The organism is Mesorhizobium sp. 8 (assembly GCF_006351905.1).
GTDB lineage: Bacteria > Pseudomonadota > Alphaproteobacteria > Rhizobiales > Rhizobiaceae > Mesorhizobium > Mesorhizobium composti.
Window position 1 is genome coordinate 3,552,023 of sequence record NZ_CP040914.1, and the last position, 26,843, is coordinate 3,578,865.

The 26,843-nt window shown below is 66.2% G+C and carries 23 protein-coding genes; 11 read left to right on the forward strand and 12 right to left on the reverse strand.

Annotated elements, in window-relative coordinates:
* The first annotated feature begins 9 nt into the window (after positions 1–9).
* The 3 genes from FGU64_RS17215 to FGU64_RS17225 are packed head-to-tail and all read left to right on the forward strand — an operon-like array spanning position 10 to position 3,868.
* Positions 10–744, forward strand: coding sequence for a DUF2161 family putative PD-(D/E)XK-type phosphodiesterase (locus FGU64_RS17215; RefSeq protein ID WP_139954282.1), 735 nt, complete (start codon positions 10–12; stop codon positions 742–744).
* Entirely contained in the window at positions 741–3,089 is a 2,349-nt protein-coding gene (locus FGU64_RS17220; RefSeq protein ID WP_139954283.1) for an acetate--CoA ligase family protein, read from the forward strand. The genes FGU64_RS17215 and FGU64_RS17220 overlap by 4 nt, the downstream gene beginning before the upstream one ends.
* Complete coding sequence (locus tag FGU64_RS17225; RefSeq protein WP_139954284.1) at positions 3,086–3,868, forward strand: carnitinyl-CoA dehydratase; 783 nt, start codon at positions 3,086–3,088, stop codon at positions 3,866–3,868. The genes FGU64_RS17220 and FGU64_RS17225 overlap by 4 nt, the downstream gene beginning before the upstream one ends.
* Positions 3,869–3,877: 9 nt before the next feature.
* Here the strand turns inward: FGU64_RS17225 and FGU64_RS17230 are convergent, their stop codons facing one another.
* The 8 genes from FGU64_RS17230 to puuE all read right to left on the reverse strand — a co-directional run bounded on the left by FGU64_RS17230 (position 3,878) and on the right by puuE (position 12,619).
* Positions 3,878–5,542, reverse strand: coding sequence for an ABC transporter ATP-binding protein (locus FGU64_RS17230; protein WP_139954285.1), 1,665 nt, complete (start codon positions 5,540–5,542; stop codon positions 3,878–3,880).
* Positions 5,535–6,365 carry an ABC transporter permease gene (locus FGU64_RS17235; protein ID WP_139954286.1) on the reverse strand — a complete coding sequence of 277 codons (831 nt, stop codon included), beginning with the start codon at positions 6,363–6,365 and terminating at the stop codon, positions 5,535–5,537. Before FGU64_RS17235 ends, FGU64_RS17230 begins: the two co-directional genes overlap by 8 nt.
* Positions 6,366–6,374: 9 nt before the next feature.
* Positions 6,375–7,334 (reverse strand): ABC transporter permease, encoded by a 960-nt coding sequence (locus tag FGU64_RS17240; RefSeq protein ID WP_139954287.1) that lies wholly within the window; start codon positions 7,332–7,334, stop codon positions 6,375–6,377.
* Between the two features lie 91 nt (positions 7,335–7,425).
* Positions 7,426–9,015, reverse strand: a complete 1,590-nt coding sequence (locus FGU64_RS17245; RefSeq protein ID WP_136354666.1) for an ABC transporter substrate-binding protein — start codon at positions 9,013–9,015, stop codon at positions 7,426–7,428.
* 209 nt (positions 9,016–9,224) lie between these two features.
* Positions 9,225–9,818: a nucleoside deaminase gene (locus tag FGU64_RS17250; protein ID WP_139954288.1), complete on the reverse strand. Its 594-nt coding sequence runs from the start codon at positions 9,816–9,818 to the stop codon at positions 9,225–9,227.
* Positions 9,815–10,324 carry an ureidoglycolate lyase gene (locus FGU64_RS17255; protein WP_139954289.1) on the reverse strand — a complete coding sequence of 170 codons (510 nt, stop codon included), beginning with the start codon at positions 10,322–10,324 and terminating at the stop codon, positions 9,815–9,817. Before FGU64_RS17255 ends, FGU64_RS17250 begins: the two co-directional genes overlap by 4 nt.
* A gap of 2 nt (positions 10,325–10,326) precedes the next feature.
* Entirely contained in the window at positions 10,327–11,160 is an 834-nt protein-coding gene (locus tag FGU64_RS17260) for a bifunctional allantoicase/(S)-ureidoglycine aminohydrolase (protein ID WP_139955428.1), read from the reverse strand.
* Between the two features lie 28 nt (positions 11,161–11,188).
* Entirely contained in the window at positions 11,189–12,619 is a 1,431-nt protein-coding gene (gene puuE, locus FGU64_RS17265) for an allantoinase PuuE (RefSeq protein WP_139954290.1), read from the reverse strand.
* Between the two features lie 179 nt (positions 12,620–12,798).
* Between puuE and uraH the strand changes: the two genes are divergently transcribed.
* The 4 genes from uraH (at position 12,799) to xdhC (ending at position 18,100) form a co-directional block, all read left to right on the forward strand.
* Complete coding sequence (gene uraH, locus FGU64_RS17270) at positions 12,799–13,170, forward strand: hydroxyisourate hydrolase (protein WP_139954291.1); 372 nt, start codon at positions 12,799–12,801, stop codon at positions 13,168–13,170.
* Positions 13,171–13,172: 2 nt separating this feature from the next.
* Positions 13,173–14,654 (forward strand): xanthine dehydrogenase small subunit, encoded by a 1,482-nt coding sequence (xdhA, locus tag FGU64_RS17275; protein WP_139954292.1) that lies wholly within the window; start codon positions 13,173–13,175, stop codon positions 14,652–14,654.
* Between the two features lie 3 nt (positions 14,655–14,657).
* Positions 14,658–17,012 (forward strand): xanthine dehydrogenase molybdopterin binding subunit, encoded by a 2,355-nt coding sequence (gene xdhB, locus FGU64_RS17280; RefSeq protein WP_139954293.1) that lies wholly within the window; start codon positions 14,658–14,660, stop codon positions 17,010–17,012.
* A 62-nt stretch (positions 17,013–17,074) separates the two neighbouring features.
* Positions 17,075–18,100, forward strand: a complete 1,026-nt coding sequence (gene xdhC, locus FGU64_RS17285) for a xanthine dehydrogenase accessory protein XdhC (protein WP_139954294.1) — start codon at positions 17,075–17,077, stop codon at positions 18,098–18,100.
* A 252-nt stretch (positions 18,101–18,352) separates the two neighbouring features.
* On the opposite strand, the gene dps is transcribed toward xdhC, so the two are convergent.
* Together dps and FGU64_RS17295 are read right to left on the reverse strand one after the other, a co-directional pair.
* Entirely contained in the window at positions 18,353–18,841 is a 489-nt protein-coding gene (gene dps, locus FGU64_RS17290; RefSeq protein WP_139954295.1) for a DNA starvation/stationary phase protection protein Dps, read from the reverse strand.
* 119 nt (positions 18,842–18,960) lie between these two features.
* The gene (locus tag FGU64_RS17295) at positions 18,961–19,881 is read right to left on the reverse strand and encodes a LysR family transcriptional regulator (protein ID WP_136354686.1); all 921 of its coding nucleotides are present in this window, start codon (positions 19,879–19,881) and stop codon (positions 18,961–18,963) included.
* A 136-nt stretch (positions 19,882–20,017) separates the two neighbouring features.
* Between FGU64_RS17295 and FGU64_RS17300 the strand changes: the two genes are divergently transcribed.
* The 4 genes from FGU64_RS17300 (at position 20,018) to FGU64_RS17315 (ending at position 24,560) form a co-directional block, all read left to right on the forward strand.
* Complete coding sequence (locus FGU64_RS17300; RefSeq protein ID WP_139954296.1) at positions 20,018–21,250, forward strand: urate hydroxylase PuuD; 1,233 nt, start codon at positions 20,018–20,020, stop codon at positions 21,248–21,250.
* Positions 21,247–22,569, forward strand: coding sequence for a guanine deaminase (gene guaD, locus FGU64_RS17305; RefSeq protein WP_139954297.1), 1,323 nt, complete (start codon positions 21,247–21,249; stop codon positions 22,567–22,569). The genes FGU64_RS17300 and guaD overlap by 4 nt, the downstream gene beginning before the upstream one ends.
* 47 nt (positions 22,570–22,616) lie before the next feature.
* Positions 22,617–23,120 (forward strand): heme-degrading domain-containing protein, encoded by a 504-nt coding sequence (locus FGU64_RS17310; protein WP_139954298.1) that lies wholly within the window; start codon positions 22,617–22,619, stop codon positions 23,118–23,120.
* A gap of 177 nt (positions 23,121–23,297) precedes the next feature.
* Positions 23,298–24,560, forward strand: coding sequence for a glycerate kinase (locus FGU64_RS17315; RefSeq protein ID WP_139954299.1), 1,263 nt, complete (start codon positions 23,298–23,300; stop codon positions 24,558–24,560).
* Positions 24,561–24,748: 188 nt separating this feature from the next.
* On the opposite strand, the gene FGU64_RS17320 is transcribed toward FGU64_RS17315, so the two are convergent.
* Positions 24,749–25,372, reverse strand: a complete 624-nt coding sequence (locus FGU64_RS17320; protein ID WP_139954300.1) for a UdgX family uracil-DNA binding protein — start codon at positions 25,370–25,372, stop codon at positions 24,749–24,751.
* A gap of 54 nt (positions 25,373–25,426) precedes the next feature.
* Positions 25,427–26,815, reverse strand: a complete 1,389-nt coding sequence (locus tag FGU64_RS17325; RefSeq protein WP_139954301.1) for a glutamine synthetase family protein — start codon at positions 26,813–26,815, stop codon at positions 25,427–25,429.
* Positions 26,816–26,843: the final 28 nt, after the last annotated feature.

The window sequence follows — 26,843 nt, forward strand, 5'->3', positions numbered from 1 at the left end:
CCGGCGAAAATGGCGAAGACCGGCATCAAGGAAACCGACCTTTACCTGCCCGTGAAGCGTCTGCTCGAAACGCAGGGCTATACGGTCAAGGGCGAGGTTGGCGCCGCCGACGTCGTCGCCATGCGCGAAGGCGACGAACCCGTAATCGTCGAACTGAAGGCCGGTTTCTCGCTGTCGCTGTTCCATCAGGCGATCCAGCGCCAGGCGATCAGCGATGCGGTCTATGTCGCCGTGCCGCGCGGAACGGGGCGTGCCTCGCTGAAGGCGCTGGTCGAGAACAGGAAGCTGTGCCGGCGGCTCGGTCTTGGCCTCATCACGGTTCGTCTCGCCGATGGCTACACCGAAATCCATTGCGACCCCGCGCCCTACAAGCCACGGCAGTCCAGGCCGCGAAAGACGCGGCTTCTGCGGGAATTCGAACGGCTGGTCGGCGACCCGAACCTTGGCGGCGCGACGCGGCGCAATCTGGTGACCGGCTATCGCCAGGAAGCGTTGCGCTGCCTCAACCTGCTCGACGAACGCGGCCCGACGAAAGCCGCCGAGGTCGCCCGCCAGACCAGCATCGGCCACGCGCGTCGCCTGATGGCCGACAATCACTATGGCTGGTTCGAGAGGATCGGCGTCGGCATTTACGCCTTGAGCCCGCAAGGCGTGGAGGCGACCGCTCAATATCTGCCGGAACTCGAAAAACTCCGCGCGTCGACGGCCGACGCGAGCAACCCTTCCGTGATCGCCAAACCATGACGCCTGTCCGCGACCTTTCCCGTCTCCTGCGCCCCAAGTCCGTTGCCATCATTGGCGGCGGCGCCTTCGGCACCAACGTCGTCGAGCAGTGCCTGAAGATGAATTATGCCGGCGCGATCTGGCCGGTGCATCCCAGCCGCGCCGAGGTGCACGGCGTGCCGGCCTTCAAGTCGGTCGCCGATCTGCCGGGCGCGCCCGACGCCGCCTTCGTCGCCGTCAACCGCAATCTCACCATCGACATCATCCGCCAGCTTTCCGCCATGGGGGCGGGCGGAGCCATCTGCTTTGCCGCGGGTTTTCGCGAGACGGGCAGCTACGATGCCGACGGCGAGCGCCTGCAGGCGGACCTGATCGATGCTGCCGGTTCCATGCCGATCATCGGCCCGAACTGCTACGGCCTGATCAACTACGCCGACGGCGCGCTTCTGTGGCCCGACCAGCATGGCGGCCGCCGGCTCGGCGCGGGCGAGCGCGGCGTCGGCATCATCACCCAGTCCTCCAACATCGCCTGCAACCTCACCATGCAGACGCGCGGCCTGCCCGTCGCCTTCCTGATGACGGCAGGCAACCAGGCGCAGACGGGCCTGTCGGAAATGGCGCTGGGGCTCATCGAGGACGACCGCGTCACCGCGCTCGGCCTGCACATCGAGGGGTTCGATTCAGTCGCCGGCTTCGAACGGCTGGCGGCGCGGGCGCGCGAATTGAACAAGCCCATCGTCGCCATGAAGGTCGGCCGCTCCGAGCAGGCGCGTGCCGCCACCATCTCGCACACCGCCTCGCTGGCCGGCTCCGATGCCGCCTCCGACGCCTTCCTGCGCCGGCTCGGCATTCCGCGTCTGGATACCATCCCGTCCTTTCTCGAGGCCCTGAAGCTGCTGCATGCGGTCGGGTCGCTGGAATCGCGCACACTGTCTTCCATGAGTTGTTCCGGCGGCGAGGCCTCAGTAATGGCCGATACGGCCGTCGGGCGCAGCGTGCATTTCCCGTCGCTGGAGGCGGCGCACAAGGCGCGCGTGCAGGAAACGCTCGGGCCGCTGGTGGCCGTCGCCAATCCGCTCGACTACAACACCTATATCTGGGCCAAGGAAGAGGCGCTGGCGGCGACCTTCGGCGCCATGGCCTCGGGCGGCTTCGGCCTGAATTTGCTGGTGCTGGATTTCCCGCGTACCGACCGCTGCTCCGACGCCGACTGGTGGATTACGGTCAATGCGTTCGAGACGGCGCTGACTGAAAACAACGCCAAGGGCGCCATCGTCGCCTCGATGGGCGAGAACTTGCCGGAAGGCCATTCGGCCGAGCTGCTGCGGCGTGGCATCGTGCCCCTGCACGGCATTGCCGAGGCTTTCGACGCGGCCGAGGCGGCGGCGTTCGTAGGCGAGGCGTGGAAAAGTTCGGTGGTGTCACCCCCTCCCCTCAAGGGGGAGGGGAAGCTGCCGCTCCCTGAGTCCCCCTTCCCCTTGAGGGGTGGGGGTATGCTGTCCACGACGCTTCCTGATACGGACTCCACCGCGCCCTGCTATCCCGACGAAGCAGCCGCCAAATCTATGCTCGCGGCCGCCGGCCTGCCGATTCCGCCGGGCCTGCGCGCCGGAAGCGTGGCGGAAGCGGTTTCGGCCGCCGAGAAGCTCGGCTTTCCCGTCGCGCTGAAGGCGTTGGGCGTCGCCCACAAGTCGGAGGCCGGCGCGGTGCGGCTCGATCTCAAATCCGCTGACGATGTGCGCGCGGCCGCCGAGGCGCTTCTGCCGCTCGGCGCTGGCCTCTATGTCGAGCGCATGGTGCAGGGCGGCGTTGCCGAACTCATCGTGGGCTTCACCCGCGACGCCGTGTTCGGCCCGGTGATGACGCTGGGCTCGGGCGGCGTGCTGGTGGAACTGCTGAAGGACGGCGCCACGCTGCTGTTGCCGGCTTCGCGCACGGAGATCGAGACGGCGCTGCGCGGCCTGAAACTGTTCCCGCTGCTCGACGGTTATCGCGGCCGCGCCAAGGCCGATCTTGCGGCGGCTACCGACGCGATCGCCGGCATCGCGGATTTCGTGGTCGCCCATGGCGATGCCGTCGAGGAACTGGACGTCAACCCGCTGATCGTCTGCAAGCAGGGCGAGGGCGCCTGGATCGCCGATGCGCTGCTCGTTCTTTCCTCCCCCCTTGAGGGGGAGGTGGCCGCCTCCGGGTCTGGCCTTTGGCCACGAGGACAGGCTGCACGGCCGGAGGGGGTCGGCGGCGACAGTACGCCGACTTCCGAAAATGGATCGGCCCCTCATTTGGCCGCGACGACCCCACCCGACCGGACTTCGTCCGGCCACCCTCCCCTCGAGGGGGAGGGGAACGCAGGAGCTTTGCCATGACCGACGTCATCACCACGCGCCGCGAGGGCGCGATCCTCGAAGTCACGCTCGACCGGCCGAAGGCCAACGCCATCAACATGGAGACGTCGCGGCTGATGGGCCAGACGTTCAAGGCGTTCCGCGACGATCCGGAACTCCGCGTCGCCATCGTCAGGACGGCCGGCGACAAGTTCTTCTGCGCCGGATGGGACCTCAAGGGCGCCGCCAGCGGCGACGCGGTGGACGGCGACTACGGCGTCGGCGGCTTCGCCGGCCTGCAGGAACTGCGCGACTTGAACAAGCCGGTCATCGCCTGCGTCAACGGCATGGCGGTCGGCGGCGGCTTCGAGCTGGCGCTGTCCTGCGACCTGATCTACGCCTCCGACCACTCCTCCTTCGCGCTGCCCGAGATCAAGGCCGGCACGCTGGCCGATGCCGCGACGATCAAGCTGCCGAAGCGCATCCCCTACCACGTCGCCATGGACCTGCTCTTGACCGGCCGCTGGATGGATGCCGCCGAGGCGCATCGCTGGGGCCTCGTCAACGAGGTGCTGCCGAAGGAAAAGCTGGAGGACCGGGTGTGGGAGATCGCCCGCCTGCTCGCAGGCGGCCCGCCGCTGGTCTTCGCCGCCATCAAGGAGACCGCGCGCGAGGCCGAGGGGCAAAAGTTCCAGGACATCATGAACCGCGTCACCCGCAGGCAACTCGCCACCGTCGATGTGCTCTACGGCTCGGAAGACAATCTCGAAGGCTTCAAGGCCTTCGCCGAGAAGCGCGACCCGGTGTGGAAGGGGCGGTAAGCGTCGCCTTCAGTTCCCCGCGCTCTCCATGCGGCGGCCGGCGATCGCCTTTTCCAGCCAGCCGATCTCCATTTCCGGCACCGAAGAAAGCAGAAGGTCGGTATAGGCGTCGAAAGGCGGCGTCAGCACCTTGCTCTTGGAGCCGTAGCGCACCACCTCGCCGCGATACATCACCGCGATGGAATCGGCGATCGACTTCACCGTGGCGAGATCGTGGGTGATGAAGAGATAGGCGACATTCTCCTGTTGCTGCAGGTTGAGCAGCAGCTTCAGGATGCCGTTGGCGACCAGCGGGTCGAGCGCCGAGGTCACCTCGTCGCAGATGATGAGCTTGGGCTTGGCTGCCAGCGCGCGCGCGATGCAGACGCGCTGCTTCTGCCCGCCGGACAGTTCCGCCGGATAGCGGTCGGCGAAGCCCTTGCCCATCTCGATCTCGTCGAGCAGCTGGGTGACGCGGCGGTCGCGTTCGGCGCCCTTGATGCCGAAATAGAATTCCAGCGGCCGGCCGATGATGGTGCCGACCGTCTGGCGCGGATTCATCGCCACGTCGGCCATCTGGTAGATCATCTGCAACTGCCGCAGGTCCTCCTTCGGCCGGTTGGCCAGTCGGTTGGCGAGCGGCCGACCGTCGAAGGTGATCGAGCCCTGTTCGGGCGGCAGAAGCCCGGTGATGGCGCGCGCCAGCGTCGACTTGCCGGAGCCGGATTCGCCCACCACGGCGAGCGTCTGGCCGGGAAGGATGTCGACCGAGACGTTCTTGAGCACCTTTACGGCGCCGCCGCCATAGGCGGCCGTGACGTTCTTCACCGACAGGAAGGGCGCGCCTTCGGCCTTCTGCTCGTGGTGCTCGATCTCATGCACCGAAACGAGCGCGTTGGTGTATTCCTGCCGTGGCTCCTTGATGATCTGGCGCGTGCCGCCCCATTCCACCAGCCGTCCGTGGCGCAGCACCATGATCTCGTCGGAGACCTGCGCCACCACGGCGAGGTCGTGGGTGATGTAGAGGGCGGCCACATGGGTGTCGCGGATGGCGTCCTTGATCGCCGCCAGCACATCGATCTGGGTGGTGACGTCGAGCGCCGTCGTCGGCTCGTCGAAGACGATCAGGTCCGGTTCGGAGCACAGCGCCATCGCCGTCATGACGCGCTGCAGCTGGCCGCCCGAGACCTGGTGCGGGTAGCGCTCGCCGATCGTGTCGGGATTGGGCAGCGAAAGCTTCTTGAACAGCGCCTTGGCCCGCTTCTCGGCCTCGGCGCGGGTCGCCACGCCGTGCAGCAGCGAGGCTTCCACCACCTGATCCATCAGCTTGTGCGCGGGGTTGAAGGCCGCCGCCGCCGACTGCGCCACGTAGCATACCTCGCGGCCGCGCAGCTTGCGGATGCCGCCGGCGCCGGCCTTGAGGATGTCGCGGCCGTTCAGCACGATCTCGCCGCCGGTGATGCGCACGCCGCCGCGGCCATAGGCCATGGAGGACAGGCCGATGGTCGACTTGCCGGCGCCGGACTCGCCGATCAGGCCGAGCACCTTGCCGCGCTTCAGGGTCAGCGACACGTCATGGACGAGCGTGACGGACTTCGGCGCCTCGCCGGGTGGATAGACGGTTGCCTCGATCCTCAGGTTGCGGATGTCGAGCAGCGTTTCCGGCTTGGCCGTCTGGGTCGTGGTCTTAGCCATTGCCGCGTCCTCCCTTGAGGTCGGTCGTGCGGTTCAGCACCCAGTCGGCGACGAGGTTGACGGAGATGGCGAGCACGGCGATCGCCGCCGCCGGGATCAGCGCCGCCGGAATGCCGAAGACGATGCCGTCCTTGTTTTCCTTGACCATGCCGCCCCAGTCGGAGTCCGGCGGCTGCACGCCGAGGCCGAGGAAGGACAGCGCCGAAAGGAACAGCACCGCGAAGATGAAGCGCACGCCGAGTTCGGCAACCAGCGGCGACAGCGCGTTGGGCAGAATCTCGCGGAAGATGATCCAGCGCATGCCTTCGCCGCGCAGCTTCGCCGCCTCGACGAAATCCATGACGTTGATGTCGACAGCCACCGCGCGCGACAGACGATAGACGCGGGTGGAATCGAGAATGCCCATGACGAGGATCAGGGTGAGCGTGTTGGTCGGCAGGACCGACAGCACGACGAGGCCGAAGATCAGCGTCGGGATCGACATCAGGAGGTCGACGAAGCGCGACACCAGCGTGTCGAACCAGCCGCCGACGGCGGCTGCGGTGAAGCCGAGGATGGCGCCGAGCGAGAAGGACAGCGCGGTGGCCAGAACCGCGATCAGGATGGTGATGCGGGCGCCGTAGATCATGCGCGAAAGCAGGTCGCGGCCGAGATTGTCGGTGCCCAGGAGATGCGCCGCCGACATCGGTTCCCACACGTCGCCGACGATCTCGCCGTTGCCGTGCGGCGCGATCCACGGCGCGAAGATGGCGCAGATGAGGAACAGGCCGGTAAGGACGAGGCCGAGCCAGGCGCCGACGGGGATGCGTTTCAGGTCAAGCATCGGCGCCCCCTACTTCGGATGCCTGAGCCGCGGATTGGCGAGAATCGCGGCGATGTCGGCGATGATGTTCAAGACGATGTAGACGGCGGCGAAGATCAGGCCGACCGCCTGCACCACCGGTACGTCGCGCTTGGCGACGTGGTCGACGAGATATTGCCCCATGCCGGGATAGACGAAGATGACCTCGATCACGACCACGCCGACCACCAGATAGGCGAGGTTGAGCATGACGACGTTGACCACCGGCGCGACCGCGTTGGGGAAGGCGTGCTTGCGAATGATGTCGAAGGGCCTGAGGCCTTTCAGTTCCGCCGTCTCGATATAGGCCGACTGCATGACGTTGAGGATCGCCGCGCGCGTCATGCGCATCATGTGGGCGAGCACCACCAGGGTCAGCGCCGTCGCCGGCAGCACCACCGCCTGCAGCCTTTGCAGGAACGGCATGCCGTCGAACACGGTCGAGATGGCCGGGAAGACCTGCCACTTCACGGCGAAGAAATAGACCAGCAGGTAGCCGATGAAGAATTCCGGAAACGAGGTGGAGGCAAGCGCGAAGGCCGAGATGACCTTGTCGATGGGGCCATTGCGATAGCGCACGGCGAGCAGGCCGAGGATGATGGCGAGCGGCACCGCGACGACGGCCGCGCAGCCGGCCAGGAACAGCGTGTTTTCCAGCCGGGGCCAGATGGAGGAGGCGATGTCCTGGCCGCTGGTCAGCGCCGTGCCAAGGTCGCCGGTGAGCACGCCGCCCAGCCAGCGGAAATAACGGATATAGGCGGGATCGTTGAGGCCGAGCTGCTCGCGCAGATTGGCCAGCGCCTGCGGCGTCGCCGCCTGGCCGAGGATCGACTGCGCCACGTCGCCGGGCAGGATCTGCGTGCCGACGAAGATCAGGATCGAAACGGCGAACAGGAGAACGATGCCCAGCGCGATGCGCTGCGCGATCAGCTTCAGGATCGGAAAGGACATGGAAAGCCTGCCACGGGGCCTCGGATTGGAGCGGATGCGTGCGTGGAGGAGGAAAGGGGCCGGCGCGCGGCGCCGGCCCCGCAATCGCCGGTCAGGCTTCGAGCCAGCACATCGCCAGCGCGTAGCCGCCGCACATTTCCTGCGCGGGGTTGTTCACCCAGCCCTGCACGCCCTTGCCGGAGGCGTCGATGTACTGGTTGAAGAAGGGCACCAGCAGGCCGCCCTCGTCGCGCATCATCAGGCCCATGTCGCGATACATCTTCTTGCGCTTGGCCTCGTCCAGTTCGCCGCGCGCGGCGATGACCATCTTGTCGAATTCCGGCCGCTTCCAGCGCGTGTCGTTCCAGTCGGCGCTGGAAATGTAGGCGGTGGAATACATCTGGTCCTGCGTCGCCCGGCCGCCCCAGTAGGACAGCGAGAAGGGCTGCTTGTTCCACACTTCCGACCAGTAGCCGTCGCCCGGCTCGCGCTTGATCTCGATCTTGATGCCGGCCTTGGCGCAGCTCTGCTGGTAGAGCTGGGCGGCGTCCACCGCGCCGGGGAAGGCGACGTCCGAGGTTCTGAGAAGGATCGAGCCGGAGTGGCCGGACTTCTTGTAGAATTCGGCCGCCTTCTCGGGGTCGAACTTGCGCTGCTCGATGTCGTCGGAGAACAGCGGATAGGCCTTGTTGACCGGCATGTCGTTGCCGACCTCGCCGTAGCCGCGCAGGATCTTGTCGAGCATCTCGTCGCGGTCCATGGCGAGCTTCAGCGCCATCCTGAGGTCGTTGTTGTCGAAGGGCGCGGTGTCGCAGAACATGTTGAAGGGATAGAAGCCGCGGCCCGACACTGTCTGAATGGTGACGCCCGGGACGCGCTTGATCAGGTCGACGATCTTCGGCTCGACGCGGTTGATCATGTTGACCTGGCCGCCCTGCAGCGCCGCGGTGCGTGCCGTCGGGTCGTTGATGACGACGATCTCCACCTGGTCGGCGTGGCCGAGCTTGTCGCCCTGCCAGTAGTTGGCGAACTTCTCGCCGCCGTAGCGCACGCCCGGCTCGTTGACGGTGACCTTGTAGGGACCGGCCGAGATGCCGGCGTTCGGGTTGTCCTTGCCGCCGTTCGGCTGGATGACGAGGTGATAGTCCGCCATCAGGTACGGGAAGTCGGCGTTGGCGTCCTTCAACGTGACGACGACGGCATCGCCGTCCACCTTCATCGTGTCGATGCCCTGCAGGATGCCAAGCGCGGCCGATTTCGACTTCTCGTCGGCGTGGCGCTCGAGCGTCGCCATCACGTCGGCCGGCGCCACTTCCTTGCCGTCGTGGAACTGGATGCCCTTGCGGATCTTCATGGTCCAGGTCTTGGCGTCGGGGCTGGAGCCGATCTCCTCGGCGATGCGGTTTTCCAGGCCGCCGTCGGGCTTCAGCTCGACCAGCAGTTCGCCCCAGCATTTGCCGAAGCTGAAGTTCACCTGGGAAAGGTTCAGCGCCGGGTCGAGCACGTTGGAGGACTCGCCGCCTTGCAGGCCGGCCTTGAGCATGCCGCCCTTCACCGGCCCTTCGGCGCGGGCCGCGTCGGAAAGCAGCGTGTTGGCGAAGGCGGCGCTGACGCCAAGCGCTGCGGCGCGGCCAAGAAAGTCGCGACGGCTGAGTTTTCCTCTGGCCACGCTGTGGCTCAGGAATTCGAGTTCTTTAGACATGGGTTCTCCTCACTGGACGGTTCGGCCGTAGCCATTCTTGTTTTTGTCAGGAGGATAATGGCCGTAAGGGAAACGCCAGCGCAAGGCCGAATGCGACATAGCGTGGCGTAAATGGTGTGTCGTGTTTGGACCAATGCGCCGATAGCGACATTGTCGCGGCAGGCCTTGCCGGCTCTGGAACGATCCGCCGCCTCTGCCCTGGCTGGGAATCAGTTCAGGGGAATGTCGTTGTCCGCCTTGCTGGCCTGGTAAGTGCCGGAAAGTGCGTCGTAACGGTCTGAAATCGCCGCGATGCGCGCCTCCAGCCGCTCGCGCTCCGCCTCGGGCAGCGCCCGCACCAGCCGGCGGATGGAGAAGCTTTTCCAGTAGGCGTTCTCGGCATTGTAGCCGCCGGGATCGAGCGTGAAGACCTCCTTCAGGATCTTCAGGTCGTGCGGGATGGCGAAGCTGTCGCGCGAATCCTCGTGGGAAAACAGGTAGTAGAAATTGTCGAAACCGGTCCAGGTGATGGCCGACAGGCAGAGCGAACAGGGCTCGTGCGTGGCGAGGAAGATGGCGTCGCCGGTGTCGACGCGCTCGGCCTTCGGCATCTCGTAGAAGCGCTTCAGGCAATGTACCTCGCCGTGCCACAGCGGGTTCTCGGTCTCGTTGTTGGTCTCCGCGATGACCAGCGAGCGGTCGTCCTTCCTCAGAATGGCGGCGCCGAACAGCTTGTTGCCGTGCGCCACGCCCTCGGCCGTTTTCGGCACGATGTCGTCCTCGATGACGTCGAGCAGGCGGTCGATCAGCGAGACGTCGGTCACGGCGCGAAGCCCTCCGGCAGGCGCACCTCGTAGGGATGGGAGAAGTAGAACTCCTCGACGTTCGAGCCGTCGCCGCCGCGGTCGACGACGACGAAATCCTGGGGCGCACCCACTGGCGTCAGCACGCCGTGCCACAGGCCGCGCGGATAGTTCACGCCCTGTCCGGGTGCGGTCAGGAAGGCGGCCGGCTCGCCCGGACCGTCCGGCCCGTTGGGACACACCACCACGACGAAGGGGCGCGGCGACAGCGGAATGAAGGCCTGGCTGCCGAACGGATGGCGCTCGACCATGGTGAGCGCCAGCGGAAAATCATAGGGCGTGCCGCGGAACAGGTTGACCAGCACATGGCCGTTCGGCCCGGCCGCTTCCGGCTTCACCAGCGCGTGGTAGCGCTCGCAGCGGCCGTTGTTGATTGGATAGTGGCTGTCGGTGTCGAAGTCGATCACCTCGCCGAACGGCGCGAAGCTCGCGCGGGTAAGGGGCTGGGCGGTGATGACCTTGCTCATCGTCAGCGCCCGAAGCCGCCCAGCCGGGCGTGGCGGTTCACGTCCTTGTAGAGAAGGTAGCGGAAGTTGCCCGGCCCGCCGGCATAGCAGGCCTGCGGGCAGAAGGCGCGCAGCCACATGAAGTCGCCGGCTTCCACCTCCACCCAGTCCTGGTTGAGCCGGTAGACGGCCTTTCCTTCCAGCACGTAGAGGCCGTGCTCCATGACATGCGTCTCGGGGAAGGGAATGACCGAGCCGGGCGTCAGCGTCACGATGGTGACGTGCATGTCGTGGCGCAGGTCCGCCGGATCGACGAAGCGCGTTGTCGCCCAGCCGCCGCCCGTATCCGGCATGGTCAGCGGCGCGATATCGTTCTCGTTGAGGAACAGCGGGTCGGGCGCATCCAGCCCGTCGACGGGCTCGTACGCCTTGCGCACCCAGTGGAAGCGCGCCGTCTCGCCGCCCTCGTTGCGCAGGCTCCAGCCGCTTTTCGGCGGCAGGTAGGCGTAGCCGCCCGGCGTCAGCCGGTGGCTCTTGCCGGCCACCGTCACCGTCACCTCGCCCTCGACGACGAACAGCACGCCCTCGGCGCCGGTGTCCGGCTCCGGCCGGTCGCTGCCGCCGCCCGCCTGAACTTCCATGATATATTGCGAGAAGGTCTCGGCGAAGCCCGAGAGCGGCCGTGCGATCACCCACAGCCGCGTCTTGTCCCAGAACGGCAGGAAGCTGGCGACGATATCGGAGAATTCGCGCTTCGGGATCACCGCATAGGCTTGCGTGAACACGGCTCGGTCGCTGATGAGGTCGCTCTGCGGCGGCAGGCCGCCCTTCGGTGCGTAATAGCTGCGCTTGGCCATATTGGTCATGTCCATGGGTGAAGACCTGTTAGGGAAGAATGTCCTTGAGCCTGAGCAGGGCGATGCGCTCGACCTGGGCGCAGGCGGTGGCGAATTCCTGCGGCCGGCTGTTGCCGATGCGCTTCTCGAATTCGTGCAGGATGTCGTCCTTGCCGCGGCCCTTCACCGAGATGATGAAGGGGAAGCCGAAGGTGGTGACGTAGGCTGCGTTGAGTTTGGTGAACAATTCGCGCTCGGCGTCGGTCAGCGCGTCGAGCCCGGCGGAAGCCTGCTCCTTGGCCGATTCCGGCGTCAGTCGCTTGGCCGCCGCCAGCCGGCCGGCGAGGTCCGGATGCGCCTTCAGCACGCTAAGCTTCTCGGCCTCGCTCGCCGAGCGGAAGATGCGGCAGAGCGCGTTGTGCAGGCCGGTCGCGGTGTCGTGGGAACGTCCGAGCTCCAGTTCGTAGGCACGTTCGGCAATCCACGGCGAGTGCTCGAAGACGCCACCGAAGCGATGCACGAAATCCTCGAACTCCATCGTCGACGGGCGCAGCGCCGGCGCCTTGTAGGGGTGGGTGGCGCGCCAGTGGTCGGCGATGTCGATGCGCCGCGGCAGCCACACCTTGTCGTGGCTCTTGACGTATTCGATGAAGCGCTTCAGAGCGCCGAAACGGCCGGGACGGCCGATCAGGCGGCAATGCAGGCCGACCGTCATCATGCGCGGCCGCCCATCCTTGCCCTCTTCGTAGAGCGTGTCGAACGTGTCCTTCATGTAGGTGAAGAACTGCTCGCCGTTGGAGAAGCCCGCCTGGATGCCGAAGCGCATGTCGTTGACGTCCAGCGTGTAGGGGATGATCAGCAGCGGCTCCATGGCATGGCCGTGGCCGTCATGGTCGAGCCAGTAGGGCAATTCGTCGTCATAGGTGTCGGAGCAGTAGGCGAAGCCGCCCGCCTCGGCCACGAGAGGGACCGTGTTTTCGGAGGATCGGCCGGTGTACCAGCCGGTCGGGCGCTGCCCGGTCACTTCCGTGTGCAGCCGGATCGCTTCCTCGATGTCGCGCCGCTCGTCTTCGGGCGAATGATCGCGGTAGTCGATCCACTTCAACCCGTGCGAGGCGATTTCCCAGCCGGCCGCCTGCATGGCCGCCACCTGGTCGGGCGAGCGGGCCAGCGCCGCCGCGACGCCATAGACCGTGACCGGCACGTTCTGGCCGGTGAACAGCCGGTGCAGCCGCCAGAAGCCGACGCGCGAGCCGTATTCGTAGATGGATTCCATGTTCCAGTGGCGCAGGCCCGGCCATGGCTGGGCGCCGGTGATCTCCGACAGGAAGGCTTCGGACGCCTTGTCGCCGTGCAGGATACAGTTCTCGCCGCCTTCCTCGTAGTTGACGACGAACTGGACCGCGACATTGGCGCCGCCCGGCCATTTCGGGTCCGGCGGATTGGCTCCGTAGCCGCGCATGTCCCTGACGTACCGCATGATCCCTCCTCTGGCCTTGCCAGACTGGCTCGAAGGATAGCCGAAAGCCACAATCACTATCCCATCGAAATTTTTGAAAGTGTTTTTGTCGGTCTCCGCTCGACCGGGCCTCGTCCTTGGCATTTAATGCCGGCACATTACATTACCGTGTTCGATTGTACCGTGAAGGGAGGCGGCAGTTGACGGGAGATCATACAGCAGGTGGGCGGCTTACTACCCACGTGCTGGATACGGCCACGGGCAAGCCGGCGGCCGGCCTGTCCATAGAGCTGTACCGCATTTCCGGCAACGACCGCACCCACCTCAAAAGCGTCGTCACCAATGACGACGGCCGTTGCGACGCGCCGCTTCTGGCCGGCGCCGAATTCCGCAAGGGCGAATACGAGCTGGTCTTTTCCGCCGGCGCCTATCTGCGCGCACAAGGAACCACGCTGCCCGAACCGGCCTTTCTCGATATCGTGCCGATCCGCTTCGGCATGGCGGAGGAAAAGCACTATCATGTGCCGCTGCTGATCTCGCCCTACAGCTACTCCACCTACAGGGGGAGCTGACCATGGCGAAGACGAAGATCCGCTCGCAACTGCGTTTCATCCTCAACGGTCAGGACGTGGCGCTGAACACCGTGGCGCCGGATGAGACGCTGCTCGATTTCCTGCGCTTGTCGCGCTCCTTGAAAGGCACCAAGGAAGGCTGCGCGGAAGGCGACTGTGGCGCCTGCACGGTGCTGGTCGGCCGGCTTTCCGCCGGCCGGCTCGTCTACGAAAGCGTCAATGCCTGCATCCGCTTCCTCGGTTCGCTCGACGGCACCCATGTGGTGACGGTCGAGCATCTGGCCGGCGAGGGTGGCCACCTGCATCCGGTGCAGCAGGCGATGGTCGATTTCCACGGCTCGCAATGCGGCTTCTGCACGCCGGGCTTCGTCATGTCGCTCTACGGCCTGTGGATGAAGTCGCCCGATCCGTCGAACGCCGAGATCGAGAAGGCGTTGCAGGGCAACCTGTGCCGCTGCACCGGCTACGAGGCGATCATGCGGGCCGCGCACGCCATCTCCACCTACGGTAAGGCATCGAAGGACCCGCTGCTGGCCGAGCGTAAGGCGATCATGCAGCGGCTCACCGCCCTGCGTGACGGCGCGCGCGTCGAGATCGGCGATGGAAAACACCGGCTGATCGTGCCGGCCGACGTCGACGATTTCGCCCGGCTGCGCGACGCGCTGCCCGAGGCCACCGTCGTCGCCGGCTCGACCGACGTCGGCCTGTGGGTGACCAAGCATATGCGCGACATCACGCCGGTCATCTTCATCGGCGGGCTGGAAGGCCTGCAGTCCATCACCGAGGACAAGGGCGTCGTCACCATCGGCGCCGGCGTCACCTACACCGACGCGCTCGGGCTTCTGGCGAAGCGTATTCCGGCGCTCGGGCCGCTGATCGAGCGCATCGGCGGCCAGCAGGTGCGCAATATGGGCACCATCGGCGGCAACATCGCCAACGGCTCGCCCATCGGCGACACGCCGCCGCCGCTGATCGCGCTGGGTGCGACGCTGACGTTGCGCAAGGGCGGCCGCCGCCGCACGATTCCCTTGGAAAAATTCTTCATCGCCTACGGCAAGCAGGACCGCAAGCCGGGCGAGTTCGTCGAGAGCGTCCAGGTTCCGGTGCCGGTCAAGGGCGAGAAATTCGCCGTCTACAAGATCACCAAGCGCCGCGACGAGGACATCACGGCAGCGCTTGGGGCATTTCGCCTGACCTTGGCTAAGGACGGCACGGTAAAGGCCATCTGCATTGCCTATGGCGGCATGGCGGCGACGCCGAAGCGGGCCTCCGCGGTCGAGAAGGCGTTGATCGGCAAGGCGTGGACGGAAGAAACCGTGCTGGCGGCGATGGAAAAATACGCCGAGGATTTTGCGCCGCTCACAGACATGCGCGCCACCGCCGACTATCGCACGCTGGCGGCCCGCAACCTGCTCCTGCGGTTCTATGTCGAGACCACCGGCACGAAGGCGCCGGTGCAGGTTTCGCGCTACGAGGCGGCATAGATCATGACCAAGCACACGCCCAACCTCCAGGCAGCCAGGATCGTCGGCGGCGTCCATGCCTCCAACACCCATGATTCCGCCCACAAGCACGTCTCCGGCACGGCCGTCTACATCGACGACATCACCGAGCCCGCCGGCACGCTGCATGCCGGCCTCGGCCTCGCCACCGTCGCGCACGGCAAGATCAAGTCGATCGACCTTTCTGCGGTGAAGGCAGCCCCCGGCGTCGTCGCCGTGCTGACGGCGAAGGACGTGCCGGGCGACAACGACATCTCGCCGTCCGGTATGCACGACGACCCGATCCTCGCCGACGGCGAGGTGCTGTTCCACGGCCAGCCTGTGTTCTGCGTCGTCGCCGAGACACGCGACCAGGCGCGCCGCGCCGCACGGCTGGCGAAGATCGAATACCGGGAACTCGACGCCGTCATCGACATCTGGAATCTCGACGCCGAAACGCACAAACAGGTGACGACCCCGCTGATCCTCGACCGCGGCGACGCCAAGGCCAACCTCGAAAAAGCGCCGCGCCGCATCAAGGGCCGCATGCGGCTCGGCGGGCAGGACCATTTCTATCTCGAAGGCCAGGTCTCGCTGGCCGTGCCCGGCGAGGACGACGACGTCACCGTCCATTGCTCGACGCAGGGGCCGAGCGAGACGCAGCACATGATCGCCCATGCGCTCGGCGTGCCGAGCCATGCGGTGACGGTGGAGGTGCGCCGCATGGGCGGCGGCTTCGGTGGCAAGGAAACGCAGGCCAACCAGTGCGCCGTGCTGGCGGCAATCGCCGCCAAAAAGCTGAAGCGCGCCGTCAAGCTGAGGCTCGACCGCGACGAGGACATGACCGCCACCGGCAAGCGGCACGACTTCGCCATCGACTACGACGTCGGCTTCGACGACGAGGGCCGCATCCTCGCCATCGACTACACCTTCGCGCTTCGAGCCGGCTTCTCGGCCGACCTTTCCGGCCCGGTCGGCGACCGCGCGCTGTTTCACTGCGACAACGCCTATTTCTTCCCGCACGTCCATGCGAAGTCGGCGCCGCTGTTCACCAACACCGTCTCCAACACCGCTTTCCGCGGCTTCGGCGGCCCGCAGGGCATGGTTGGCGCCGAGCGCGTCATCGACGAGATCGCCTTTGCGGTCGGCAAGGATCCGCTGGAAATCCGCAAGCTCAATTTCTACGACGAGATGGGGGCGAAGGGCAGCCGTAACGTCACGCCCTACCACCAGAAGGTCGAGGACTGCATCATCCAGCGCATCGTCGCCGAGCTGGAGGAAAGTTCGGACTACGCCCGCCGCCGCCGCGAGATCGCCGCCTTCAACGCCAACAGCCGCTTCGTCAAGCGCGGCCTGGCGCTGACGCCGGTGAAGTTCGGCATCTCCTTCACCAAGACGGAATCCAACCAGGCCGGCGCGCTGGTGCATGTCTACACCGATGGTTCGGTGCACATGAACCACGGCGGCACCGAGATGGGCCAGGGCCTGCACATGAAGGTGGCGCAGGTGGTGGCCGAGGAATTCCAGATCGATATCGATCGGGTGAAGATCACCGCCACGACCACCGGCAAGGTGCCGAACACCTCGCCGACCGCCGCCTCCTCCGGCGCCGACCTGAACGGCATGGCGGCGCAGGATGCCGCCCGCCAGATCAAGGACCGGCTGATCGACTTCGCCGCCGAGACGCACCAGATCCCGCGCGACCAGGTGGTGTTCCTGCCCAACCGCGTGCGCATCGGCAACCAGGAGATTTCCTTCAACGAACTGGTGCGGCAGGCCTATCTGGCCCGCGTCCAGCTTTCGGCCGCCGGTTTCTACAAGACGCCGAAGATCCACTGGGACCGTGCCAAGGGCAAGGGCCACGCCTTCTATTACTTCGCCTATGGTGCGGCCTGCTCGGAAGTCTCGGTGGATACGCTGACCGGCGAATACGTCGTGGAACGCACGGATATCCTGCATGACACCGGCCGCTCGCTGAACAAGGCCATCGACATCGGCCAGGTCGAGGGCGGCTTCATCCAGGGCATGGGCTGGCTGACCACCGAGGAACTGTGGTGGGACGGCAAGGGCCGGCTGCGTACCCATGCACCTTCCACCTACAAGATCCCGCTGGCCTCCGACCGGCCGAAGGTCTTCAACGTGGCGCTGACCGACTGGAGCCAGGCCTACGAGCCGACTGTCCACCGCTCCAAGGCGGTGGGCGAACCGCCGCTACCGCTTGGGCTTTCCGTGCTGCATGCGCTGTCGGATGCCGTCGCCAGCGTCGCCGACCACAGGATCTGTCCACGCCTCGACGCCCCGGCGACGCCCGAGCGCGTGCTGATGGCGGTCGAGCGGCTGAAGGCGGAAGCGGCGAAATAGCGCCGCCGGCGATCAGGGCCTATATTGATGGAACGTGCAGTCCTGGTCCGTGGAGGCCGGAGATGACGACGAATGTGCAGGATCTGAAGGATTTTCTTCGGGACACCGGGCCGGTGGCGCTTGTCGAGGTCGCCGCCACCAAGGGTTCGACGCCGCGCGAGACGGGCGCCTTCATGCTGGTGTCGGCCGCCGCCATCCATGGCACCATCGGCGGCGGCCAGCTCGAATACATGGCCATCGACAAGGCGCGGCAGGTGCTGCGCAACCTTCCCGCTTCACCTCCACCCCTAACCCCTCCCTGCAAGGGGGAGGGGAAGCTGCCGCATGCCAAGTCCCCCTCCCCCTTGCGGGGAGGGGTTAGGGGTGGGGGTAATGACGCCGGCCTTGTCGGCGGCATGCGCTTCGACATCCACGAGGTCTGCGCCACCCTAGACATTCCCCTCGGTCCCGAGATCGGCCAGTGCTGCGGCGGTCGCGTAGAGGTGGCGATCCGCCCGGTCGACGCCGCTGTTGCCGCCGGCCTGATCGCGGCGGCCGAGAGGCAGGAGCAACGCCTGCCGCATCTCTACATCTTCGGCGGCGGCCATGTCGGCAAGGCGCTGGCGGCTGCGGTCGCCCTGCTGCCGGTGCACGCCGTCGTTGTCGAGACCCGCGCCGAGGAGCTGGAAGGGATGCCTGAAGGCGTCGAGACGCTGCTGACGCCGATGCCGGAAGCAGCGGTGCGTGAGGCGCCGGCCGGCTCGGCCTTCGCCGTGCTCACCCACGACCATGCGCTGGATTTCCTCATCGTCGCCGAGGCGCTGAAGCGGGCCGACGCCGCCTATGTCGGCATGATCGGCTCGAAGACGAAGAAAGCCACGTTCAAAAGCTGGTTCCTGAAGACCGCCTGCGGCTCGGAGAAAGAGTTTGCGCGCCTCGTCTCGCCCATCGGCGGTGAGGCGGTGAAGGACAAGCGCCCACCCGTCATCGCGGCGCTCGCCGCCGCCGAGATGATGACGGCGCTGGCGCTGCACGGACTTGGCGCGGCTGCCGAGGACACGAAGTCGGGTGCGTCCTTCGAGGCTCGCTCCGCTCGCACCTCAGGATGAGGGAAGTTGGTGCCTGCGTCACTGAGCAGGAAGGTTGAACGCCAACGCCACGGAAAGGGAGGGGCAGGCCGCTGACGCCATTCTGTTGAGGTTCTCGTCAAACGGTCCTCATCCTGAGGTGCGAGCGGAGCGAGCCTCGAAGGACGCACCGACAGGTGAAGCCTCGCCAGCCCTCGGCTACGGCCTCGGGCGTTCGGCTCCTTCAAAAGGTCCGCCGGACCTCTTGATCCGCCCTGCGGACGGACCGGACCCTCACTCCTTCTCCTGCGTGTGCGCCTCCAGGAACCACAGCGACTTGTCGAGCGCGCGCGAATAGGCGGTGAAGATGTCGGCGGTGTCGGCGTCGCCCGCCTCGTCGGCTTCCTCGATCGCGGTACGCGCCCCCTTGGCCACCGCCGCATAATGGTCGATCAGCGCGGCCAGGTGGTCCTTGGTCTTGTGGATGTCGGTCGGATAGGGCTTCAGCGTGGTCTTTTCGGCCACCACTTGCGAGGTGCCGAAAGCCGTACCGCCAAGCTGCACCGCGCGTTCGGCGATGGTGTCGACATGGACGTCCAGCTCCGTGCGGAACGTGTCCAGCATCTCATGGATGGCGATGAACTGCGGACCCTTGATGTTCCAGTGTGCCTGCTTGGTGATCAGCGCCAGGTCGATGGCGTCGGCCAGCCGCGCGTTGAGCAGTTCGATCGACACCTTCTTGGCGTTGGACTTCAGGTCGTTCCGGGTCGTGATGGTGTCCATGGGATATCCTCGTCGGTAAGGCATGTGGCGGCGATCGCCGCATCAGGAAGGCAACGGCATGGAGAGGGGCATGGCGCCCCCGCGCAAGCGATAACGCCGCTGCCCGGCGCCGGGTTCCGTCAGCGCCCGGCCAGCAGGTCGCGGATCAGCCGCTGGCAGCGCTCGGCCATGAAGTCGAGCAGCAGCCGCACCTTCGGGTCCTGCAGTTTCTTGTGTGGGTAGACGGCGGCGAACTGCACCGGCGTCGGCGGCGTCCCGGTCAGGATGACCTTCAGCCGGCCGTCGCGCAGATAGGGCTCGACCTCGAAGCGCGGTTTGTTGATGATGCCGCGCCCGGCCAGCGCCCAGCCGGTCAGCACATCGCCGTCGTCGCTGTCGAAGGGGCCGTGCACCTCCAGTTTATGCGGGCCTTGCGGCGTCTGCAGCATCCAGAAGAATTCCTTGCTGCCGGGATAGCGCAGCATCAGGCAATCGTGCTTCTTCGAGATCAGTTCGCCCAGATCGGTCGGCTCGCCGCGCGCCTCCAAGTATTTCGGCGCCGCCACCAGCACCCGCTCGCACTCCATGATGCCGCGCATCCTGAGCGAGGAATCCTCGATGACGCCGAGCCTGAAGGCGACGTCGATGCCCTCTTTCAGGATATCGACATTGTGATCGGAGAGCCTCAGCCTGACCTCGATGTCGGGGTACTTGTCGTGGAAGTCCGGAATGCCGGAAGCGATCAGCCGGCGCCCCAGCCCGAGCGGCGCCGTGACCCTGATGGTGCCGCGCGGCTGGCCGGAAAGGGCCGCCACCGCCGCTTCCGCCTCGGTGATGGAATCCAGCACCTGCTTGGCGCCGGTGTAGAAGACGGTGCCGTGCTCGGTCGGCATCAGCTGCCGCGTCGTGCGGTTGAACAGCCGCACCCCCAGATGCTTTTCCAGTTCCTTGATTCGGTTGGAGGCCACCGCCGGCGAAATGCGCATGTCGCGCCCGGCGGCCGACAGGTTGCCGAGTTCGACGACGCGGACGAAGACGGCGATGTTGTCGAGATAGGCCATGCGAAGCGGCTCCCTCCGCGCCGATTTGGAGTGAGCCTAGTATTTTCTATCTTTTTTTGAAAGTCATCGTGTGGCTTGCATCTTTCCGTTTGCGCGGCAGGCCGTAAAGTCGGCCTCTCGTTGAGGAGGACGGGGCATGCTCGATTTCGCCATCTTCTGGGACTGGCTGGCTTTCGCCGTACGCTGGCTGCATGTCATCACCGGCATCGCCTGGATCGGCTCGTCCTTCTATTTCGTTGCGCTCGACCTCGGTCTGCGCCAGCGTCCCGGCCTGCCCGCCGGCGCCTTCGGCGAGGAATGGCAGGTGCATGGCGGCGGCTTCTACCACATCCAGAAATACCTGGTGGCGCCGGCCGAGATGCCGGAGCACCTGACCTGGTTCAAGTGGGAAAGCTACATGACCTGGCTTTCCGGCTTCGCCATGCTGGCGATCGTCTACTATGCCGGCGCCGACCTCTTCCTCATCGACCCGAACGTGCTCGACGTCTCGGTGCCGGTCGGCATCCTCATCTCGCTCTGCTGCCTCGCCGGCGGCTGGATCGTCTACGACCTGCTGTGCCGCTGGCTGATCGGCAAGGCCGACACAGGCCTGATGATCCTGCTCTACGTCATCCTCGTCTTCATGGCCTGGGGGATGACGCACCTGTTCACCGGCCGCGCCGCCTTCCTGCATCTGGGCGCCATCACCGCCACCATCATGTCGGCCAACGTCTTCATGGTCATCATCCCGAACCAGAAGATCGTCGTCGCCGACCTGATCGCCGGCCGCAAGCCGGACCCGAAATACGGCAAGATCGCCAAGCAGCGCTCGCTGCACAACAACTACCTGACCCTGCCGGTGCTGTTTCTTATGCTGTCGAACCACTACCCGCTGGCGTTCGGCACCGAGTTCAACTGGATCATCGCCTCGCTGGTGTTCATGATGGGCGTGCTGATCCGCCATTATTTCAACTCGATGCATGCCCGGAAGGGCAACCCGACCTGGACCTGGCTCGCCACCGCCATCCTGTTCGTCATCATCATCTGGCTGTCGACCGCGCCGAAGGTGCTGACCGGTGAGCCGAAGGTGACCGCGAGTGCTGCGCCGCTGATCGCCTCGGCCGAGTTTTCCAAGGTGCGCGACACGGTGATGGGCCGCTGCGCCATGTGCCATGCCGCCGAGCCTTCCTGGGAAGGCATCTACCATGCGCCGAAGGGCGTGATGCTCGACACCGACGCCGGCATCGCCAACAACGCCCGCGAAATCTACCTCCAGGCCGGCCGCAGCCACGCCATGCCGCCGGCCAACGTCACGCAGATCTCCGACCAGGAGCGCGCCCTGCTGGTGACGTGGTTCGAAGGGGCTGGAAAAGAGACGACAGCGAAATGACCGAACTTCTCCTGCGTGGCCGCACGCTCTCCTTCAACCGCTGGCCCGAAACCATCGACGACCATGCCGCCTACGCCTATGAGGAAGACGGCGCGCTCTTGATCCGCGACGGCAGGATCGTCGCCGCCGGCACCTACACCGAGGTTGCGAAGAAGGTCGGCGAAGGTGTGAAAACGGTCGACCATCGCCCGCATCTCATCCTGCCGGGTTTCATCGACACGCATGTGCACTTCCCACAGATGCAGGTCATCGCCAGCTACGGCGCCGAACTGCTCGACTGGCTGAACACCTACACCTTCCCGGAAGAGACGAAGTTCCGCGACGCCCAGCACGGCCGCCGCATCGCCCGCCTGTTCCTGGATGAGATGGTGCGCCATGGCACGACCTCCACCGTCGCCTACTGCTCGGTGCACAAGGCCTCCGCCGAAGCCTTCTTCGAGGAGAGCCACGCCCGCGATATGCTCAACATCGCCGGCAAGGTGATGATGGACCGCAATGCGCCGGACGGCGTGCTCGACACGCCGCAATCCGGCTATGACGACACCAGGACGGTGATTTCGGAGTGGCACGGCAAGGGCCGCCAGCATGTGGCGATCACGCCGCGCTTCGCCATCACCTCCTCGCCCGAGCAGATGGAAATGGCCGGCGCGCTGGTGAAGGAATTCCCCAACCTGCATATGCAGACGCACCTGTCGGAAAACCATGCCGAGATCGCCTATACCTGCGAACTCTACCCCGAGGCCAAGGACTACACCGACGTCTACGCGCGCTACGGCCTGCTTGGGAAAAGAAGCCTGTTCGGCCACTCGATCCACCTGTCGGAGCGCGAGGCCGACGCGCTGTCCGACAGCGGCTCGGTCGCCGTCTTCTGCCCGACCTCGAACCTGTTCCTCGGTTCGGGCCTGTTCGACTACCAGCGCTATCGCAGCCGCGAAAAGCCGCTGCGCATCGCCGCCGCCACCGATGTCGGCGGCGGCACCAACTATTCCATGCTGCGCACCATGGACGAGGCCTACAAGGTGATCGCCCTGCAGGGCGAGAAGCTCAACCCGTTCCAGTCCTTCTGGCAGATCACACGCGGCAACGCCGAGGCGCTGTCGCTGGTAGACCGCATCGGCACGCTGGAGGAGGGCACCGAGGCCGACATCGTCGTGCTGGACGCCGGCGCCATTCCGGCGATGCGGCTCAGGATGGAGACGGTGGCAACGCTGGCCGAGGAGCTTTTTCTTCTCCAGACGCTGGGTGACGACCGCACGGTGCGCGAGGTCTACGTTTCGGGCCGGCCGGCGAAGAGCGATATGGTGACCGCCGCGGCTTGACCGCGGCTGGGTTGTCGGTCAAAGCGGAGGCCGATCGGGGAAAGACCATGGCCGTGAGCGACGACATCCAGACCATCAAGCGGCAGGAAGCCGAACTTGTCTTCGACCGCTTCGACGAGGCCGTCGCCTTCTCGCTCGGCACGGCGATCCGCGAGCGGGCGCTCAGGGAAAAGCTGCCGATCATCGTCGATATCCGCACCTTCGACCGGCCGCTGTTCTACGCCGCCATGCCGGGCTCGAATGCCTCCAATCCGGACTGGGCGCGCCGCAAGATCAACGTGGTGAAGCGCTTCCTGAAAAGCACCTACCGCATGGTGCTCGAGCAGCAGCGGCCAGACCGCACCTTCAAGCCGGGCGAGGGGCTGGATAGCGCCGACTACGTTCTGGCCGGCGGCGGTTTTCCGGCAACGGTGAGGAATGCCGGCGTCGTCGGCGTTATCGCCGTCTCCGGCCTGCCGGAGCGTGACGATCACGGCTTGGTGGTGGAGGCGCTGTGCGCGCATCTCGGCAAGGACGCCGGGGCGCTGGCATTGCCGGCAAATGATGCCTGAAATGCCGCGCCGCCCCTCATCCGCCTGCCGGCACCTTCTCCCCGTGAACGGGGAGAAGGGGACTGGCCGCGCCGTCGCAGCCTCCTTCCTCGCCCCGTTTACGGGGAGAGGATGCCGGCAGGCAGGTGAGGGGCGGCTCCGGCCGGCGGCCGGTTTGCGAAGCGAGGATTTTTCGGCGTGACCTTCAATCCAAAATCCTTCCTGACGTCCGTCTTCGAGGCCGCTGTCGCCGCCGCCGATCCGGAAAAGACCATCCGCGCCCATCTGCCGGCGAAGCCGAAAGGCAAGACCGTCGTCGTCGGCGCCGGCAAGGGCGCGGCGCAGATGGCCGCCGCTTTCGAGAAGGCGTGGGACGGCCCGCTGCAAGGCGTCGTCGTCACTCGCTACGGCTATGGTGCTGCGACCAGCCGCATCGAGGTGATCGAGGCCGCGCATCCGGTGCCGGACGAGAACGGCCTGAAGGCTTCGCGCCGGCTGCTGGAAACCGTTTCCGGCCTGAGCGAGGACGATCTGGTCGTGGCGCTGGTCTGCGGCGGCGGCTCGGCGCTGCTGCCGGCGCCGGCGCCCGGCCTGACGCTGGCCGACGAGATCGCCGTCAACGAGGCGTTGCTGGCCTCCGGCGCTCCGATCTCGGCCATGAACGCCATCCGCAAGCACGTCTCGACCATCAAGGGCGGGCGGCTGGCCGCCGCCGCATGGCCGGCCAGGGTGGTGTCGCTGATCGTCTCCGATATTCCCGGCGATATTCCCGCGCTCGTCGCTTCCGGTCCGACCGTGCCGGACGAAGCAGGCCGTGCCGAGGCGCTGGCCGCGATCGCCGCCTACGGCATGAAGCTCCCCGATGCCGTCATGGCGCATATCGAAACGCCCGCTTCCGAAGCACCGAAGCCGGCCGACGAAAAGTTTGCCCGCAACGAGGTGCATCTGATCGCCTCCGCCGCCGTATCGCTGGAGGCGGCCGCCGCAGAGGCGAAGCGGCAGGGCATCGAGGCGGTCATCCTGTCCGACGCCATCGAGGGCGAGGCGCGCGAGGTCGGTTCCGTCCACGCGGCCATCGCCCGCGAGGTCGCGGCGCGCAATCGGCCGTTCCGCAAGCCGGTGCTGATCCTCTCCGGCGGCGAGACGACGGTGACGCTCAGGGCCAAGGGCAAGGGCGGCCGCAATTCGGAATTCCTGCTCGCCTTCGCCGTCGGCATCGACGGGGTGGAAGGCATCCACGCGCTCGCCGCCGATACCGACGGCATCGACGGCTCCGAGGACAATGCCGGCGCCTTCTGCGACGGCACGACGGTCGCCCGCATGCGCGCCGCCGGCGTCGACGCCAAGGCCATGCTCAGCAACAACAACGCCTGGACGGCGTTCAACGCAGTCGGCGGCCTTTTCGTGCCCGGCCCAACCGGAACGAACGTCAACGATCTCAGGGCGATCCTGGTGCGGTAGACTTATCGTACGTCCTTCGAGGCTCGCTCCGCTCGCATCTCAGGATGAGGGAGGTCGTGCACCAGTTACAAGATGAGGAAAATTGTGCCTTGAGATGAGGGAGTTGTGCCGCCGCCATGAGCGGAAAGGCCGACAACCAACGGTCCTCATCCTGAGGTGCGAGCGGAGCGAGCCTCGAAGGACGCACATCATTCCATCAGAGCCTTCACCGCCTTCATATCCTTTAAAAATCTAGCCCGCTCGGCCCGCTTGCTGGCCTCGTCGCGGATGCGCAGGAGGAAGGAGGGGTGGACGGTGACGAACACCGCCAATCCGTCCGCGCGCTCGATCGTCTCGCCGCGCGTCTTCTTCACCGGCAGGGCCTTGCCGAGCAGCGACTGCACCGCCGTCGCGCCTAGCGCCACGGCGAGCTTCGGCCGGATGAGGTCGAGTTCCTTGTCCAGCCACCAGCGGCAGGCCTGAATCTCGCCGGCATTCGGCTTGGAATGGATGCGTCGCTTGCCGCGTGGCTCGAACTTGAAGTGCTTCACCGCATTGGTGACGTAGGTCTTCTGCCGCGCGATGCCGGCTTCTTCGAGGATGGCGTCGAACACCCTGCCGGCCGGCCCGACGAACGGTTTGCCGGCAATGTCCTCCTGGTCGCCCGGCTGTTCGCCGACGAAGACGACCTCGGCGCTGTCCGGCCCCTCGCCGAACACGGTCTGCGTGGCATTGCGCCACAGCGGGCAGCGGCGGCAGTCCTCGGCCGCCTCGCGGACCTCGGCCAATGTCGCGCTGTCGTCTGCCACGGTGAGTTCTGCACGGCTTGCCATCTTCGACCTCCACCTGTGCAATGGCGGGAGGCGAGCTTGGTTCCCACGATGCTCTCAGACCTCGTGCAGGTAGAGGTGATAGTCCAGCTCGCTCACCGTGCGCGCCACGCGCAGATATTCCGCGTGCTTGATCTCGGTGAACGTCCGGTGCAGGTCCGGCCCGAGCGCACTTTTCAGGAATTCCGACGCCTTGGCCGCCTCGATCGCAGCGCGCCAGTCCACCGGCATCGCCCTCCCGGCTTCGCTCGTCGCCTCGTAGCCGTTGCCGGTGGTTTCGGGGCCGGGGTCTAGCTTCTCGTCCAGCCCCTTGGCGATACCGGCCAGCACGGTGGCGGCGACCAGATAGGGGTTGGCGTCGACGCCGGACGGCCGGTGCTCGATGCGCCGCGCCTTGACCTCGCCGGCCGGCACGCGCAGCGCCACCGAGCGGTTGTTGACGCCCCAGGTCGGCGCCACCGGCGCGTAGGACTGCGAAACGAAGCGCCGCCAGGAGTTGGCGTGCGGGGCGAACACCAGCATGGATTCGGCCATCGTATCGGCCAATCCGCCGAGCGCGTGCAGCAGTTCCGGCTTCCAGCCTTCGCCGTCCTTTTCTGCAAAGATGTTGCGGCCGGCGCCGTCTACCAGCGAGACGTGGAAATGCATGCCGGAGCCGGCGTATTTCTCGATCGGCTTGGCCATGAAACAGGCGGCGACGCCGTGCCGGCGCGCCTGCGCCCGCACGATCCTTTTCAGCATGACGAGGTCGTCGGCGGCACGCAGAACGTCGGTGCGGTAATTCAGCGTCAGCTCGTACTGGCCAGGCGCATATTCCGAAATCACGGTCTCGGCTGGGATTCCTTGCGCCTTCGCCGCCGCGTAGATGTCGGAGAACAGCGGTTCCATGCCGTGCAGGTGATCGACCGAATAGACTTCCGTTTTGCCGCTCGCCCTGCCGTCGAGCACGGCGCGCGCCGGCTGTACCTTGCCGTCGGCGTCGCGCTCGTTGGCGAGCAGAAAGAATTCTAGTTCGAAAGCGCCGGCCGGGTGCAGGCCCTTCGCCGCCAACCGCTCGACCTGCCGAGCGAGCGCGTGGCGCGGATCGGAGGTCATGGCCTGGCCGTCGAGATGGTGCATGGCCATCAGCACCTGGCCACGCGCCGGACTGGTTCCGGTGAGCGGCACCAGCGTGCCGGGGATCGGCCAGGCGCGCAGGTCGCCGTCGCCGGTCGCCCAGATCAGCCCGGTCTCGTGCACGTCCTCGCCGGTGATGTCGAGGCCGAGGATGGAGATCGGCATGTGCCGGCCGTTTTTGTAGATGGCTTCCAGTTCGTGCCGGCGCACGATCTTGCCGCGGCCGACGCCGTTGGCGTCGGTCAGCACGATGTCGATGGCTTCGATCTCGGGATGGGCTTCGAGGAAGGCTTGCGCCTCGGCGGGCGTCGAGCCGGAAGGGGAAGTCATGATCGCTCTCGGTTGGTCTCGCCCGCTT

Excerpts from the sequence above, each read along its gene's own strand:
- FGU64_RS17255 (WP_139954289.1), bottom strand. The coding sequence starts at position 10,324 with ATGAGCAAGGTCATCACCGCCCAGCCCCTTACCCGCGCGAGCTTCGCG.
- dps (WP_139954295.1), bottom strand. The coding sequence starts at position 18,841 with ATGGACACCATCACGACCCGGAACGACCTGAAGTCCAACGCCAAGAAG.
- FGU64_RS17260 (WP_139955428.1), bottom strand. The coding sequence starts at position 11,160 with ATGGCCAAGCGCAGCTATTACGCACCGAAGGGCGGCCTGCCGCCGCAG.
- FGU64_RS17325 (WP_139954301.1), bottom strand. The coding sequence starts at position 26,815 with ATGACTTCCCCTTCCGGCTCGACGCCCGCCGAGGCGCAAGCCTTCCTC.
- guaD (WP_139954297.1), top strand. The coding sequence starts at position 21,247 with ATGACCGAACTTCTCCTGCGTGGCCGCACGCTCTCCTTCAACCGCTGG.
- puuE (WP_139954290.1), bottom strand. The coding sequence starts at position 12,619 with ATGCGGTACGTCAGGGACATGCGCGGCTACGGAGCCAATCCGCCGGAC.
- FGU64_RS17220 (WP_139954283.1), top strand. The coding sequence starts at position 741 with ATGACGCCTGTCCGCGACCTTTCCCGTCTCCTGCGCCCCAAGTCCGTT.
- FGU64_RS17235 (WP_139954286.1), bottom strand. The coding sequence starts at position 6,365 with ATGCTTGACCTGAAACGCATCCCCGTCGGCGCCTGGCTCGGCCTCGTC.
- xdhA (WP_139954292.1), top strand. The coding sequence starts at position 13,173 with ATGGCGAAGACGAAGATCCGCTCGCAACTGCGTTTCATCCTCAACGGT.
- FGU64_RS17240 (WP_139954287.1), bottom strand. The coding sequence starts at position 7,334 with ATGTCCTTTCCGATCCTGAAGCTGATCGCGCAGCGCATCGCGCTGGGC.
- xdhB (WP_139954293.1), top strand. The coding sequence starts at position 14,658 with ATGACCAAGCACACGCCCAACCTCCAGGCAGCCAGGATCGTCGGCGGC.
- FGU64_RS17295 (WP_136354686.1), bottom strand. The coding sequence starts at position 19,881 with ATGGCCTATCTCGACAACATCGCCGTCTTCGTCCGCGTCGTCGAACTC.
- FGU64_RS17215 (WP_139954282.1), top strand. The coding sequence starts at position 10 with ATGGCGAAGACCGGCATCAAGGAAACCGACCTTTACCTGCCCGTGAAG.
- FGU64_RS17320 (WP_139954300.1), bottom strand. The coding sequence starts at position 25,372 with ATGGCAAGCCGTGCAGAACTCACCGTGGCAGACGACAGCGCGACATTG.
- FGU64_RS17225 (WP_139954284.1), top strand. The coding sequence starts at position 3,086 with ATGACCGACGTCATCACCACGCGCCGCGAGGGCGCGATCCTCGAAGTC.
- FGU64_RS17310 (WP_139954298.1), top strand. The coding sequence starts at position 22,617 with ATGGCCGTGAGCGACGACATCCAGACCATCAAGCGGCAGGAAGCCGAA.
- xdhC (WP_139954294.1), top strand. The coding sequence starts at position 17,075 with ATGACGACGAATGTGCAGGATCTGAAGGATTTTCTTCGGGACACCGGG.
- FGU64_RS17300 (WP_139954296.1), top strand. The coding sequence starts at position 20,018 with ATGCTCGATTTCGCCATCTTCTGGGACTGGCTGGCTTTCGCCGTACGC.
- FGU64_RS17245 (WP_136354666.1), bottom strand. The coding sequence starts at position 9,015 with ATGTCTAAAGAACTCGAATTCCTGAGCCACAGCGTGGCCAGAGGAAAA.
- FGU64_RS17230 (WP_139954285.1), bottom strand. The coding sequence starts at position 5,542 with ATGGCTAAGACCACGACCCAGACGGCCAAGCCGGAAACGCTGCTCGAC.